General features: G+C 70.1%; 11 protein-coding genes and 1 pseudogene. 6 read left to right on the forward strand and 6 right to left on the reverse strand.

All coding sequences use genetic code 11. The features are described 5' to 3' along the window. The first annotated feature begins 33 nt into the window (after positions 1-33). On the forward strand, positions 34-1,050 hold the full coding sequence (locus tag IE212_RS11200; RefSeq protein ID WP_190197603.1) for a DUF5954 family protein: 1,017 nt from the start codon (positions 34-36) through the stop codon (positions 1,048-1,050). Positions 1,051-1,104: 54 nt separating this feature from the next. Further along, a complete protein-coding gene (locus IE212_RS11205; RefSeq protein ID WP_190197604.1) occupies positions 1,105-1,506 on the forward strand; it encodes a VOC family protein in 402 nt (133 codons plus the stop codon). Here IE212_RS11205 and IE212_RS11210 read toward each other — a convergent pair. Continuing rightward, the gene (locus tag IE212_RS11210; protein WP_190197605.1) at positions 1,489-2,175 is read right to left on the reverse strand and encodes a helix-turn-helix transcriptional regulator; all 687 of its coding nucleotides are present in this window, start codon (positions 2,173-2,175) and stop codon (positions 1,489-1,491) included. The genes IE212_RS11205 and IE212_RS11210 overlap by 18 nt on opposite strands. Before the next feature lie 84 nt (positions 2,176-2,259). Here IE212_RS11210 and IE212_RS11215 point away from each other — a divergent pair, with 84 nt between their 5' ends. Then, a complete protein-coding gene (locus tag IE212_RS11215) occupies positions 2,260-3,279 on the forward strand; it encodes a LacI family DNA-binding transcriptional regulator (protein ID WP_190197606.1) in 1,020 nt (339 codons plus the stop codon). 209 nt (positions 3,280-3,488) lie between these two features. After that, on the forward strand, positions 3,489-4,823 hold the full coding sequence (locus IE212_RS11220; protein ID WP_190197607.1) for a glycoside hydrolase family 68 protein: 1,335 nt from the start codon (positions 3,489-3,491) through the stop codon (positions 4,821-4,823). A gap of 504 nt (positions 4,824-5,327) precedes the next feature. On the opposite strand, the gene IE212_RS11225 is transcribed toward IE212_RS11220, so the two are convergent. After that, the gene (locus IE212_RS11225) at positions 5,328-7,484 is read right to left on the reverse strand and encodes a GDSL-type esterase/lipase family protein (protein ID WP_190197608.1); all 2,157 of its coding nucleotides are present in this window, start codon (positions 7,482-7,484) and stop codon (positions 5,328-5,330) included. Between the two features lie 320 nt (positions 7,485-7,804). Here IE212_RS11225 and IE212_RS11230 point away from each other — a divergent pair. Together IE212_RS11230 and IE212_RS11235 are read left to right on the forward strand one after the other, a co-directional pair. Next, positions 7,805-8,050: pseudogene (locus IE212_RS11230) on the forward strand (YxiG-like protein); the annotation flags it as partial. Positions 8,051-8,106: 56 nt separating this feature from the next. Beyond that, positions 8,107-9,038 (forward strand): IS5 family transposase gene (locus IE212_RS11235; protein ID WP_444545056.1). Its coding sequence is split into 2 segments (ribosomal slippage): positions 8,107-8,484 and positions 8,487-9,038, totalling 930 coding nucleotides; the frame shifts between segments, so codons are not numbered across the junction. Between the two features lie 15 nt (positions 9,039-9,053). Here the strand turns inward: IE212_RS11235 and IE212_RS11240 are convergent. From IE212_RS11240 to IE212_RS11255, 4 genes are all read right to left on the reverse strand, one after another. Continuing rightward, positions 9,054-9,251, reverse strand: a complete 198-nt coding sequence (locus tag IE212_RS11240; RefSeq protein ID WP_190197609.1) for a hypothetical protein — start codon at positions 9,249-9,251, stop codon at positions 9,054-9,056. A 271-nt stretch (positions 9,252-9,522) separates the two neighbouring features. Further along, entirely contained in the window at positions 9,523-9,915 is a 393-nt protein-coding gene (locus IE212_RS11245) for a hypothetical protein (protein ID WP_190197610.1), read from the reverse strand. Beyond that, positions 9,912-10,331 carry a hypothetical protein gene (locus IE212_RS11250; RefSeq protein WP_190197611.1) on the reverse strand — a complete coding sequence of 140 codons (420 nt, stop codon included), beginning with the start codon at positions 10,329-10,331 and terminating at the stop codon, positions 9,912-9,914. Before IE212_RS11250 ends, IE212_RS11245 begins: the two co-directional genes overlap by 4 nt. A gap of 22 nt (positions 10,332-10,353) precedes the next feature. After that, positions 10,354-14,244, reverse strand: coding sequence for a hypothetical protein (locus tag IE212_RS11255; RefSeq protein WP_190197612.1), 3,891 nt, complete (start codon positions 14,242-14,244; stop codon positions 10,354-10,356). Between the last annotated feature and the right edge of the window lie 174 nt (positions 14,245-14,418).

The raw sequence follows: 14,418 nt of genomic DNA on the forward strand, positions 1-14,418 counted from the left end.
CACCGCGCCCCCACCTCCGGCGACAATGCGTGCATGACCGATGACTGGCAGCAACAGATCGACGCGCTCCACGAGGAGTTGATCCGCCGCGACGACCCCGCCGCCTGGGTGCGGGAGGCCGACGCGGTGGACGCCTCCCGGCGGTATCCGCACCTCGCGATGCGCGGGCCGGTCTTCGGGATCGCCGCGCTGGATCCGGCGGCCGGGCCCGAGTGGCGGCTGCTGAAGCCGGTGGTGGACGGCATGCCGCAGATGGCCCGGGACGGGTTGAACTCGCATCTGTGGTTCACCGCCAAGGACGGCACCGACGATCCGGCCGTACGGCGTGGACTGCTGGCGGCCGTCGCGGTGCTGGAGCGGGAGCCGGTGAACGAGGTGGAGGCGTGCGGGGTGCGCTACCGGGTGGTGCGCGGGGACGAGTTCGCGCGGATGAACGAGGACGGGCTCGAGCCGCCCCGGCCCACGGACCCCGAGCCGAGGGAACGGTCGTGGGGGAAACGGGCGAAGGACGCCCCGTCCCCCGACACCGGCTTCGTCCTCGACCCGGCCCGCTCGGACGGCCCCCTCGCGGGCGCGCTGAAGCTGGGGCTGCGGGACTTCGCGTACTCGGGCGCGCGTTTCCCCTCCCGCGTGCGCGCGGACTCACAGCGGGCGGTCACCACCCACCCGGAGACCGTGCTGCTGCCGACCACCTACAGCGTGGTGGAGCGGGACGAGGCCGGCTGGGAGCCGTGCGGCGCGCTCATGACCACACCGCACGACGCCCGGCGCATGCTCTACAACGGCCTGGCGGAGATCTGGGCGCTGCTGCACCGGTACGACGACGCCAAGAAGGCCCGGTACGCGGAGGCGGCCGAGGAGTACCGGGCGCTCGGCGGTGCCGACGAGTTCCGTGTCGACGACCGGCTCTTCCGGATCTGCCGCGTCGAGCGCGTGCTCCGGATGGGCCCCGACGGCCCGGAGCCGCCGCGCCCCTCGGACGTCGACGAGTACGGACCCATGAAGATCCATCCGCGGATGGACGAGGACGGCTCGATCACCTACGAGTGAGCCCTGTCCGATTCCTTCAAGACCGGCCCGCCACCCTCTGCCTACGGTGGCCTCATGACCGCACGATTCAACGCCATCGGCCTGGTCGTCTCCGACATGGCCGCGTCCGTGACCTTCTACCGTCGCCTCGGTGTCGCCTTCCCGGCGGGCTCCGAGGAGCAGCCGCACGCTGAGGCGGAACTGCCCGGCGGGCTGCGGCTGTTGCTCGACACGGAGGAGACGGTCCGCTCGTTCCACCCCGGGTGGCGGCCGCCCACCGGCGGGGGCCGGTCGTCGCTGGCCTTCCTGTGCGACGGTCCCGGAGAGGTGGACACGCTGTACGAGGAGCTGGTGGGCGCCGGCCACCACGGCGAGCTCAAGCCCTGGGACGCGTTCTGGGGACAGCGGTACGCGGTGGTGCACGACCCGGACGGCAACGGTGTCGACCTGTTCGCCCCGCTACCGGCCGCCCAGTAGGGCACGCACCGGCACACCGGCCAGCTCCTTGACGTCCCGGGCCAGGTGGGCCTGGTCCGCGAACCCGGCCCGGGCGGCCGTCTCCGCGAGGGGCACGCCGTCCCGGGCCAGTGCGAGGGCGCGGCGCATCCGCAGCACCCGGGCCAGCGTCTTGGGGCCGTAGCCGAAGGCGGCCAGCGAGCGGCGGTGCAGCTGCCGGGCGCCGAGGCCGACTTCGTCGGCGGTCGCGGCGACCGGGCGGCCCGCGGCCAGGGCCACGACGACCTGCCGGAGCAGTGGGTCAGGGGGTTCGGCGTCAGCCGCACACGTCAGGGCCATCGCCTCCAGACCGCTCGCCGGGTCCGCGGCCCCGTTCACCCCGGCCGTGAGGCGCCGCACCTTCGAGGCGGGCCACAGGTCGGAGAGGGCGACCCGCCGGTCGCGCAGCTCGTGCGCAGGTACGCCGAGGAGGGCGGGCGCGGTCCCCGGGGGCAAGCGGACCCCCGCCCAGCTGCTGGGCTCGCCCTCGATGACGTACGCCCGCGTGTCGGGGCCCGCGACCAGCAGCCGCCCGTCGTTCCAGAGCAGATCCATGCACCCGTCGGGCAGGACGCGTGCCGCACCGCCGCCGTCCGGGGTGTTCGTCCACACCACGGCACCGGCCAGCCGGGACACCCGCTCCGCGTACACGTGGAAGAGGCTACGCCTGGTCGCCCATGAGCCCGTGGCGCTCCTCGCGCCGGCAGGGTTGAGCTGCGGCGTCGGATACTGTGTATGGCCGTGAGACAACGGGCGACCATCGGCGATGTCGCCGCACGAGCCGGAGTGGGCGTGGGCACGGTTTCGCGCGTCCTCAACGGCAGCCGGAATGTCAGCGAGGACACCCGTGAGCGGGTGCTGCGGACGATGTGCGATCTGGACTACCGGCCCAACCGGCGTGCTCGCGCCTTGTCCACCGGACGCACCCAGAACGTCGCCGTCATGGCGCCCTTCGCCACCGAACCGTCGGTCGTCGAGCGGCTGCGCGGTATCTCGCGGGTCCTGCAAGGCAGCGACTACGACCTCACACTGCTCGATGTGGCCACGGCGGACCAGCGTGATCGGCAGTACCGGGCGGTGGCCGCCGGCGATCGCTTCGACGCGCTGCTGGCGATCTCACTCACTCCCACTGACGACGACGTGAAACGCCTGGCACGTGCCGGTCTGCCCACGGTGCTGCTGGACTGCGACCATCCGGACCTGCCGCGCGTGGTGATCGACGACGTCCGTGGCGGCATGCTGGCGACGCGCCATCTGCTGCAACTGGGCCACCGGCGGATCGCGTTCATGGGTGAGGACGCCGACGAGCGTTTCCGTTTCACCGCGAGCGCCCGTCGGCGCGAAGGCTGCGAGCTGGCGCTGGAGGCATACGGCCTGGCGCTGGAAGCGCCCTACGTCCGGGTCGGACCCCGCGGTCGCGCGGCGACCCATCGCCTCACCGACGAGCTCCTGGCTCTTCCCGAGCGCCCCAGCGCGATCGTCACCTCGTCCGACACTCAGGCCTTGGGGGTACTCGAAGCAGCGAGCTCGTCCGGCGTGCGGATTCCGCAGGATCTGTCCGTCGTGGGGTTCGACGACCTCGACGTGGCGGCCTATGTGGGGCTCACCACCGTGCGCCAGCCCCTGCACGCCAGCGGCGAGACCGCCGCACGCCTGCTGCTGGAACGCGTCGGCCAAACTCTCGGCGACCCCGTGAGGAAGGTGCTGGAGCTGGAGGTCGTGCCTCGGCGTACCACCACCGTCGCCGGGGCCTGATCCACCGGCACGCCGGGTTCTGGAACCGTTTCCATGGCCCTTCCAAGTCAGCGTCCGTCGAGGCTCATCTTTGCATTTTCAGCCTCAGAACTTCACTTGCTGCTACTGACGTCACTTCTGTGCGTCGCGATACGGTCACGCGGAACCGGTTCCAATCCTTCCATCGGTTCCAGGCCTCCCACTCGCTCCGCTCCCTCGAAGGGTGACGCATGCACAGAGCACGAAAGGCACTGCTCCGGCTGGCCACGGGCTTAATCGCCCTTGCGGCGCTGGGCAGCACCGTGACTCCGGCCTCCGCCGCCACGCCGGACCAACCCCGGGCGGGCACACGGCAGTACAGCGCGGACGACGACCACACGGCTGTCTGGTCCCGCGCCGACGCGTTGAAGCTCCGGCAGGACAAGACGAACACCGCACCACGTGTGTCGCCCGACTTCCCGGTGATGAGCGACAAGGTGTGGGTGTGGGACACCTGGCCGCTCACCAGGCTCGACACGAAGACCGCCACCTACAAGGGCTGGCACGTCATCTTCTCGCTGACGGCTCCGCGCACGGTCCCCTTCGGCGACCGGCACTGGTACGCGAAGATCGGCTACTTCTACTCGCGTGACGCCAAGAGCTGGAAGTACGGCGGCGACCTGTTCCAGCCCGGCACCTCGTTCGGCTCACGTGAGTGGGCCGGCTCGGCGGCGCTCATCGGCGACAGGGTGCACTCCTTCTACACCGCCTCCGGGCGCGACAACGGCGGGGTCGACCCCAACGACGCCCTGCAACGCCTGGCGCAGGCGACCGGCAAGATCCACGCGGACCAGAACCGCGTGTGGTTCACCGGCTTCCGGGACCACCGCATCATCGCCGAGGCCGACGGCAAGCTGTACCAGACCCTCGAACAGTCGCAGCAAGGCCCGATCATCTACGCCTTCCGTGACCCGTTCGTCTTCCGCGACCCGCGCGACCGCAAGATCCACCTGCTCTTCGAGGGCAACACGGGCGGTACCGCGGGCACGTACCAGTGCACCAGACGTGACATAGGGGACGTCCCGGCCGGCCACGAGGTGCCGGAGGACGCGAAGTACTACACGGGCAACATCGGGCTGGCCACGGCCGACGGCGACAGCATGGAGAACTGGAAGCTCCAGCCCCCGCTGCTCTCGGCCAACTGCGTGAACCAGCAGACCGAACGGCCGCACCTGGTCATCCGCGGCGGCAAGTACTACCTGTTCACGATCAGCCACAAGTTCACGTTCGCGCCGGGGCTGAGCGGATGGGACGGCCTCTACGGATTCGTCGGACCGGCGCTGCGCAGCGACTACCGGCCGCTCAACGGCAGTGCGCTGATCCTGGGCAACCCGGAGGAGGCCCCGACACAGCAGTACTCGCACTACGTGATGCCCAACGGGCTGGTGGAGAGCTTCATCGACACCGTCCCGACCGCAGAGGGGGGCACCCGCTTCGGCGGCACCCTCGCACGCACGCTCATGCTGTCCCTGAAGGGCGACCGGACGAGGCTCGCCGGCCAGTTGGACTACGGCTTCATCCCGTAGCCGGCCTCAGTCGAGCGACCGTCGTGGCCGGCCACCAAAGGGGGGCCGGCCACGACGGGTTCGAGCCGTGCCGGAGCCTGGTGCCGTGGCAGGGAACGTTCGCCCCGGCACTAGAGTCTGTCCGGCCGATCAGCACCGCGGCGCGTCAATCCACCGCGTTGTCCAGCGAGATCTCGTCGTCCGGTTCCGAGGCGGTCTCGGTCCACGACGCAAGGGCTGTGGCTCGGAGTCGGTCTCTCTCGTCTTTCCGCGGTGGACTTGTTGCCCCCCGAGCGCCAGGACCAGGGGGCCGATGACCGCAGCGGCGGAGGCGATGGCGCCGACGATGTCACAGCGGCTGGCCGGCGCCCAGGACGCCAGAGTGGGCCGGTAGACGAAGCGTACGCGTGGCGGGACCGTGAACCATCGGGGGCAGGCGGCGGGGGGAGGACACCGCTGCCCGCCCCGGCGGATCAGAGCCTTCGGCTACGGAAACGGAGAGCGGCTTCGAGGGCCACGGCGTCTTCAGCCGTAGTTGATCCAGGCCCGGGTGGCACCGTTCTGAGGATTGACGTCAAGGTAGTCGGCCCGGCCGTCGTTGTTGAGGTCGGCGAACTGGATACGCGCTCCGTCGACGAGGACGCCGCTGGCGATGGTTTGTTGGGGGTACCAGAGCCAGTCGCCGCCGCCGGTCGGTTCTTTGGGGTTGGGTCCGCCGTTGATCCATGCCTGCACCGAGCTGTCGGGGTTGACTTTCAGGTAGTCGGCTCTGCCGTCACCGTTGAGGTCGGCGAAGCGGATGGTGTTGCCCGCTGTGCCGACGCCGCTGGCGATGGTTTGTTGGGGGTACCAGAGCCAGTCGCCGCCGCCGGTCGGTTCTTTGGGGTTGGGTCCGCCGTTGATCCATGCCTGCACCGAGCTGTCGGGGTTGACCTTCAAGTGGTCGGCCCTGCCGTCACCATCGAGGTCGGCGTACACAACGGTACTTGTGCCTCCGCTGAACGTTCCGGACGCGATGGTCTCCTGCGGGATCCAGCCCTTGACGGGGCCTCCACCCGGAGCACCACCGTCGTCGGGCCCCTCGATCCGGCCGGCCTGACCCGCGCTCACGAGTCCGTCGTAGAACGCTCCCGCCATCTTCTGGTAGCCGCGGTCGTTGGGATGCAGACCGTCGGCCAGATCGGCGGTGGTGACCGCGTCCATGTCGACCAGCCAGACGTTCTTGCCGGCCGCCCGCCGGGCCTCCACGACACCCGGGATCGCCGCGTTGTACGTGGCGATCCGTTCCGCGGTCCCCGGGAACGAGGACGGCACGATGGTCGAGACCAGCAGTGTGACCCCGGGGTCGTACCGCAGAATCTGGTCGATCAGGCTGCCGAGTCTGGCTGGCGCGCCACTCGGATCGACATTGTTGCTCATGTCGTTGGTGCCGATGTGCAACAGCACCACGTTGGGCCGGTACGTCGTCAGGACGGAGTCCGCGATGCCGGCGATGTCCTTGATCAGCCAGCCGGGATGGCCCTCGTTCGCGATGGGCGAAAGGGCCGGTCCCGAGCGCTGCGAGCCGACGTATTCCACCTTCCTGTCCTGCTGGTTCAGGTGGACGTACAGCGTCGACCGGTAGCCGGCTCCGCTCGAACTGCCCGTGCCGTACGTGATCGAGTCACCCAGCGGCATGATGCGCAGGTGTATGTCGGAGGCCCCCACCCCGCGATTCAGCCGCTGGATGGTTTCGAGCAGACGGTTGACGACGTTGCCGTTGAGTATGTCGGCCACATAGCCGAGCGGGTTCGCCCAGTTCCCGAGCTTCACCGCCCAACCGCGCAACGTCTTCTGCGCGTTGGTGATCAGGGAGGCGGCACTTTCCGAGGCGAACGAGACGAACGCACCGAGGAAGGCGCCGGCGAGCGCAGACCACATGGCGGTGCCCAGCGCGGCGCCCCATGCCTCCCCGTCGATCGGCTTGCCGTCCAGGGCGGCGCTCAACAACTCGCTGACGCCCCCCGACAGGGCTCCCGCCACGGCACCGCAGACCGGTGCGGCGGCAGCAGCGCCCGGAGCGAAGGCGGCCAGGCACAGTGCGGTGGCCGCGACAGCGGTGGCGGTGGCGACCAGGCCCGTGACGAACTTCTTCCAGAAGCCGTCCCAGAAGCCTGCAGCGCTGACGTCGCCGGCCGGCACCACCATCACCAGGCTGTTACCGACGACATGGACGCTGCCGTCGTAACTGACACCGTCATCCTGCTCCTGGTAGTAACCCACGCTGTTCCTGTCGGCGTTCAGCGTGAGGGCTCTGCTGAGCGACAGCCCGTCGGCCTGGTCCTCGCGGATGGCGCCGACCATGTCCCGCATCTGCTGGTGCAGCAGATCCGGCTGGGCCCCGGGATTGAAGTCAAGAGCCGCCACCAGGTCGTCGTCACCACTCGCCAACGAGCGGAGGCCGCCGGCGTCCCGGGCGCAACCGAGCCGCAGGGCGGCTGTGCCCTCCTCCACCGGCGCGGTGGCGAAGGACGTGGCATGGGCCGAGCACCCTCCGGGCTCCGCCGCGGCGGCTTCCTGAGTGACGCCGGGCAGCGCGGACCCGGCGAGTATCAGCGCCATCGAGAGAACTAACACCAGGAGGAACGCACCACATGAAGATCTCCTTCTCGTCAAAATCACTCGACACAGGGTGCTGCGCACTGATCTTCCTCCTTCTGAGCGGCACGCATACCGAAAACGCGATCACCCACGGCCGGGACGCTGTCGTACTGTCACAACAGCTGTATTCCGGTCTCCATGTTGGCCGGCGGCTCGTGGGGCGGCGCGCTGGTACGGGCGCGGCAGTCGTGATCATGAATGCGTGTGAGGGTGCATCGAACCCAAGCTACGGATGTGGCGGCTCTGGCTCGTCCCCCTGCAGGGGGACTTCCGCGTAGCTCGCACGGGGGACGGACGCCGGGGACCGCACCTTGGAGCCCTGGGTTCTCGCTCAGGCGTACAGCGACGGCTAGTAGTGCTTCCGGCTCATCGACCACGAAACTGGTGCCGACCTCGACGGGTACGTCTGGGGCGTGAAATGGCACTGCCTTTACCCGGGAGCCAAGCTTCTCCCCGAGTCGGAGGCCACGCGACGTTGGTCGAACGCCCTCGGCATCGACTTCCACGAGGTACGCATCGAGACCAATGCGCACAACCTGACCTTGCTCTTCTCCGACCTTCAGGTGAGCGAGGTCCCGGTTGGATATGCACCGTTCGTCACGGAGTAGGGGCCAGTGTTCGTGTGATCTTGTGACCGGTGGGTGTCCCGGTCGTTCTTCCTGTCATGGGGCGGGGTGATCTCAGTGATGCGGAGTGGGAACGGCTGCGGCCGTTCCCGCCCGTCAGTAACAGGCGTTGTGGCAGGTGGCGGGACCATCGGCAGGTGATCGACGGGATTCTGCACCGGGTGCGGACCGGCGTACAGTGGCGTGACCTGCCTGAACGGTTCGGGCCCTGGAAAACCGTCTATGAACGCCACCGGCTGTGGTCGGCCGACGGAACCTGGGAGCGTCTGCTCCAGCAGATCCAGGCCGCGGCCGACGCCACAGGCGAGATCGACTGGGATGTCTCAGTCGATTCCACCATCGTCCGCGCCCACCAGCACGCGGCCGGCGCCCGCACTGAACCGCCACCAGCTCTCGCCTCCAAAGGGGCCGAACTCAACGAACACCAGGGCGAAACGCCGTGGCAGAGCCTCGTCGCCCGCCTGGTGGAGGTGGTGCTGGAGGTGAGGGCCTGGGTCGATCGCGCGGCGGGTTCACCACCAAGCTCCACCTGAGCGCGGATGGCTTATGCCGCCCACTGTCCCTGATTGTCACCCCCGGTCAGCGGGCTGACTGCACCCAGTTCAAACCGGTGCTGGAGAAGATCCGAGTCCCGAAACCCGGGCCGGGCAGGCCCCGCAAAAGGCCCGACAGCGTCGCCGCCGACAAGGCCTATAGCAATCGGCCCTGTCGTGAGTACCTGCGGCGTCGGGGCGTCCGGCACACCATCCCGGAGAAGACCGACAGCCAGGCTGCCCGCCAACGCAAAGGCTCACGCGGCGGACGGCCACCCGGCTTCGACGAAGAGCGGTACAAGAAACGCAACACCGTGGAACGGGCCATCAACCGACTGAAGCAGCACCGGGCTGTGGCGACTCGCTACGACAAGCGCGGCTATGTCTTCCTCGGAACCGTAACCGCAGCAGCTCTCACCATCTGGCTCCGGACATGATCGCCCGGACAAGTCCTAGTCGCCGTCATCGCTACTGGTCCGGCTGCCGCTCCCCCGGCTGCCCCTCCCCGCGCTGTGCAGCAGCTCGCCCGCGCCACGCGTCACGGCCGCCACGACACGGACCCAGCGAGGACCACCGCGCTCGGCCCACACCACACACACGCACCCGCCGATCACGAGCGCCAAGACACCGAGCAGCCCCAGAACGACCATGTCCCCCACCTCTGCGTTTTCGTACGGCCGTTCTGATCATCTCAGGTCACGTGGACCGCGACGTGACTTCCTCCGGGGCCAGGAAGCGGGATCAGCGTTCCGGGAACTCCGAGGGCATGTCGGGGTCGGCCTCGCCCTGGCGGCGGCACGGGCCACCCATTCACAGCGGCACGGCGACGGGAGCGGACGGCGAGCCGTAGATCGTGTCGGGACCACGCCGTAGCCCGACGGGACGAGGGCCCGGAGCACAGGCTCCGGGCCCTCGTCGAGGTCAGGCCTCGGAGACTTCTTCCACGAGGCTGCGCGCCAGGGAGTCGAAGTGCTCTCTGAAGGAGCCCGTCTCCTTGTGGAACCGCTCTTCCGAGAACAGACGGTCCTCGCCGTCCAGGAACATCAGCGGCACGGCGGTCAGCGCACTGTGGAGAAGATGCACCTCGGCTGCGGACAGCCGCAGTTCGAATGACCCCGGGTGGTCGCCCGCCAGACGTGCGGCGAGGGCGTCCACGGCTTCCGGACCCGCGCCGACCTGTACTGCCAGGGCCGTAACCCCGTGCTGGCCGGCCCGCAGGCAGGTCAGTGCCCGGTGGAGGACATCGGCGTGGTACGGCCGGAGCCGGGCGATGAACTCCTCTCCCTCACGGGTGAGGCGGATGCGCAGTCTCACTCGGTCACCTCGTCGGTTCGAACCTCGTACGCCCGGTAGGCGGCGTTGACGATGGCCAGCGCCAAGGCGTCGAAGTTCTCCCGGTAGAAACCCAGCCGGATCAGGAAGGGCTCCTGGGAGAACCGGCCGTCGGCCGAGACGAAATGCGCCGCGGCATTCGTCAACGCACTCAGCGCCGCATGCAGTTCCTCCGGCCGCAGCCGTATGTCGAGCGGCTCGGTGTGAGGACCGCGCAGTCGGTGCACCAGGCCGTCGACCACGTCCCGGCCGACCCCGAGCAGCACTCTCAGGTACGCGTCGGAGGCGTCGCCGCGGCGCGCGTAGCTCAGCGCCTCCTCAAGGGCACTCACCTGGGACGGGTCGAGCCGCGCGACGAAGTCATCCCCGTCGCGGGTCAGCTCGAACTCCGTTCGCATGACTGTCCCTCCTCCCGTTCCGCTACTTTTTCGGCACATACTTGCCCGCCTTCAGGAAGTCGGCCTCGGACATCTTGTATCCGTGGATGAACCGGGCCGTGATGATGACGATCACGCCCTTGTCCTCGTCGTAGGCGACACCGTTGCCCGTGTCCGAGTCCTTGTGGGTCGCCTTTCCGCGCCACTTCTTGAAGTAGTCGGCCATGGCCGTCAGGTCGCGGCCGACACCCGGGATGTTGTGGTCGCCGGCTTCCTTGCTGTTCCCCATCATCCGCTGCCACTGGTACTCGACGCCGTCCGCCACGTCGGGCCCGTACTTCTCGTCGATCTTGTCCAGGATCTCGTAGGGCAGGTTCTTCTGCGGGTCCAGGCCGCACACGTCCGGCTCGTCGTCGCCCGAGGCCGCAGCCGCGGACGCCTTGGTGAAGGACGCCGGGCTCGAGGACGCACGGCTCGAGAACGCCGCCGTCTTCACGGACTTCTTCTTCGCGCAGGGCGGCAGGTCCGGTTCCTTCTTCGCCTTCTCGGCGAGCTTCCGGAGCTTGTCGAGCGTCCGCTTCGCCTTGGCCGACTTCTCGAAGAAGCCGACGACGCCCGTGGCGATCTTGATGATCGCCTTGCCCAGTGCTGGGATCTTGGTGACCGGGATGGCCATGCCGACCGCCGTGACCAGGGTCCACAGGCAGCTCTCGACGTCGCCCTTGGTCAGGCAGTTCTTGACGTCGGTCCAACCGATCTCGTCGAGCAGGATCTGGCCGCCGTTGGCCTTCACCCAGTCCAGCAGGCTCTGGCCCGCCAGGGCGCGCGCGGCCCGGTACTGGTCCACGCACTCCTGGCCGCACATGCGCAGCAGGGCCGCTTCCTCGTCGCCGGAGAGGTCGGCGCCGAGATCGGGGGCTTTCTCCGCACGCTGCTTGCGGAGTTCCTCGAGTTCCTTGCGCTGGGCCTCCTCGGCGCGGGTGGCAGCCGCGTCGGCGTCCTTGGCCGCGCCTTCGGCGTTGGCCGCGGACTTCTCAGCCCTGGTCGCGTCCGACTCCGCGTGGGTGGCGATCAGGTCCGCCGCGGCGGCGTCGGACTCGGCGGAGGACGCGGCGGAGCGGGCGCTCGCGGCGTCGCGCTCGGCGTCGGTGGCGTCGCGGTCGGCCTGGGCGGCCGCCGACTCGGCGTCGTTCGCGGCGAAACCGGCGTGGACCGCGTCCACACCCGCCTGCTCGTCGTACTTCTGGGCGTTCGCGTCGGCCCTCTTCGCCGCCTTCGCGTCGACGGCCGCCGCGGCGGCCGAGGCACGGGCCGCGTCCGCGGAGTCCTGTGCCTTCTCCGCGTACATCGCCGCATCGGCCGCCGCCTGGAGGGCGATCTTGGCGTCACCGGCCGCCTTGTCGGCCAGCGCCTTGGCCTGGGCCGCCGCCTTCTTCGCCTCGTCCGACTTGGCCTTGGCCGCGGCGGCCTGCTGCTCGGCGAGGGTCTTGGAGGTCTGGCCGATCAGCACCGCGAACGCGGCCGCGGAGTCCGTCTCCCGGTAGGGGGAGCCGAGGCTGATCGCCTTGTCGGCCGCCTTCGTGGTGGCGGTGGCCGCGTCCCGCGCGGCCTGCGCGTACTGGGCCGTGGCGGCGGCGAACCCGGCGGTCTTCGCCGCCCAGGCTGCCGTCCTGGCCGCCTCGGCAACCGCTGCGGTGGCCTGCTTGCGCGCGTTGATCGCGGCGGTCTGGGCCTTCTTCGCGTCGGCGTCGGCCTTCGTGGCGTTGGCCTTCGCGGCAGCCGCCGCGTCGATCGCCTCGGCGGCCGCCGCGTGGGCGGTGGCCGCCGCGGCGCTGGTCTTCTGGTACGCCGACCAGGCCGCGTCGGCAGCGGACCGGGAGCGCTTGGCCGCGCCCTCGGCGCGGGTGGCGGCCGCGCGTGCGTTCACCGCGGCCGTCGACGCCTCGTTCGCCGCAGACCTGGCTCGCGTCGCGGCCCCCGCCGCGGCGTTGGCGGCGCTCCGCGCCTCCGTGGCCGCCGCCCGGGTCTCACCGGCCGCCGCAGTGCCCTCGGCCGCCACGGCAGCCGCCTCAAGGGCAGCGGCCCTTGAGGCGGTGGCATCCCGATCGCGTTCGGCCTTGACCGCGTCGTCACGCAGCTCGTAGGCGCGCCGCTCGGCCTCCTCGGCCGCGGCCGCCTTGTCTGCCGCCGTCGACCCCGCCGTACTGGCAGCCGAGCGGGCCTGAGCCGCCTTGTCCTGCTCGCTCCGCGCCCGGGCCTCCGCGTCCTTCGCCTTCTGCCGCTCGCGGGCCGCGTTGTCCCGCTCCCGCTCGGCGTTGGCCTTCTCGGCCTCCGCGATGCCCCGCTGCCGCTTGGCCTCGGCCGCGCCCGCCTTGGCGTCCTGCTCGGCCTTCTCGGCGGTGGCGCGGGCCCGCTTGGCCGTGGCGGCGTTGGCGGCGGCCTCCTCGGCCTGCATGGCGGCGGACTCGGCGGCCGCCTTCGCCTGTGCCTTGGCCTCCAGCGCGGCCGCCTTGCGGAACTCGGTGTTCAGCGCGTGCGTCTGCGTCTTGGCCAGCGCCAGCAGTGTCTTGGAGTCGGCCACGGTGGCCTTCGCCGCGTTCGACGCGGTCAGCGTGGCCTTCGCCGCCGCCTGCGCGGCCGCGGCGGACGCCTTGGCGACCTGGACGGACTGCTGCGCGTAGAGCAGGCCACGGCCGCGCGGCTGCTTCGCCGCGTCGGCGGTCTCCCACGCCTTCTGCTGTGCCGCGGTCGCGCTGCCGGCGGCGGTCTTGGCCCGCGCCGCGGCGGCGTCCGCCAGGGCCACCTGCTTGGCAGCCGCCGTCTTCGCCGCGTTCAGGTCGGCCGTCGCCTTGGTGAAGGTGGCCTTGCCGGGGTAGTCGAGGGCGTCCTTGTTGGCTGCCCAGTACTTCTGCCAGTAGAGGATCTGGTCCGCGAGCCACGCCTGACGCACCGCCTCGATCATCGCCTCGGTGGCGGTCCGCGTCTCCTTGGACGCGGAGGCCTCGGCGGCGAGGATCTGCTTGCGCTGTTCGGCCTGACCGGTGTACTCGGTCTCCCACTCCGTGTACGCCTGCAGGACGGGCCCCGTCAGGACCCGGTAGTGGTCGATCGGGTTGTCGCTGTCACAGGCCGCCCAGGCCTGCTTCAGGGCCTCGACCTCGGTACGGAACTCCAGTGAGTCCGGCTCGGGAGCCTGGGTAGCGAAGCCACCGAAGCGCAGGAAGGTCGCGATGTCGTTGGCGGAGGCCCGTTCCCAGGAGTCCGTGCCGAACAACGCGCGTCCCGCGACGTCCTTGTACGCGCCCGCCCAGGCGTCGTCGCCGGTGCTGAACGCGTCGAAGACCTGCCGCGCCTTGTCCAGGGCGGCCTTGCCGGGACGCGGGGTCGGCTCCTCCCACTTGTGGGGCATCTGCTCGCGGCGGCGGAGGGTGAAGGTGACGATGTCCTCGCCGAACTCGGGAGCCCAGAAGTCGCGGCCGCCGGAATTGTTCACCGCCCGGTAGGGTTCGTTGCTTTCGTTCAGCTTCGTCTGCCGAGCCTCGAAGGCGCGCAGGGCGGCGATACCCGCGTCCCGGTCGCGGCCGTCGGCCTGGCTCCACTCGCCGCCGATGGCGTCCGGCCGTACGAACTCGCGCAGCCCGGCGTCCGTCCCGCTGAGCTTCGCCGCCGTGACCGACTTCAGCTCGGGTCCGCCGTAGTGCACGGCCTCGCCGGCCTGGCAGCGGTCCTTGCGGGCCTGCGCGCCCAGGCTGATGCGCAGGGTGCGTTCATAGGGGTTGGCGGGGTTGTCCCCCGGTTCGTCCGCGAGGGCGGGGGCCGCGGTGACGAGCCCGCCGAGCACGGCCGCCGCGGTGGCGAGTGCGGTGGCCGCCAGGCCGCCGCGGAAGGCCTCTCTTCGTGGCCCTCTTCGGGGTTCTCTTCGTGCTGTGCGCACGCCGATGCCTCTCTGTGGATGGTCAGTCCGTCCACGAGGGGAAAGCACGGTTACGGCACGACACGGCGCAGAAAAAGGCAGAGATGTACGGAAAGCCGAAGATGTGCGGAAAGAAGAAGCCCCCGGTACAGATGTCCCCGTTGTCGCGTGTGGTCAGCACGCGCCCCCGCGCCC

Source organism: Streptomyces djakartensis, assembly GCF_014651075.1.
GTDB classification, from domain to species: Bacteria; Actinomycetota; Actinomycetes; order Streptomycetales; family Streptomycetaceae; genus Streptomyces; species Streptomyces djakartensis.

Coding starts and splice junctions, on each gene's coding strand:
- IE212_RS11205 (WP_190197604.1), top strand. CDS start 1,105: ATGACCGCACGATTCAACGCCATCGGCCTGGTCGTCTCCGACATGGCC.
- IE212_RS11220 (WP_190197607.1), top strand. CDS start 3,489: ATGCACAGAGCACGAAAGGCACTGCTCCGGCTGGCCACGGGCTTAATC.
- IE212_RS11250 (WP_190197611.1), bottom strand. CDS start 10,331: ATGCGAACGGAGTTCGAGCTGACCCGCGACGGGGATGACTTCGTCGCG.
- IE212_RS11215 (WP_190197606.1), top strand. CDS start 2,260: ATGGCCGTGAGACAACGGGCGACCATCGGCGATGTCGCCGCACGAGCC.
- IE212_RS11240 (WP_190197609.1), bottom strand. CDS start 9,251: ATGGTCGTTCTGGGGCTGCTCGGTGTCTTGGCGCTCGTGATCGGCGGG.
- IE212_RS11200 (WP_190197603.1), top strand. CDS start 34: ATGACCGATGACTGGCAGCAACAGATCGACGCGCTCCACGAGGAGTTG.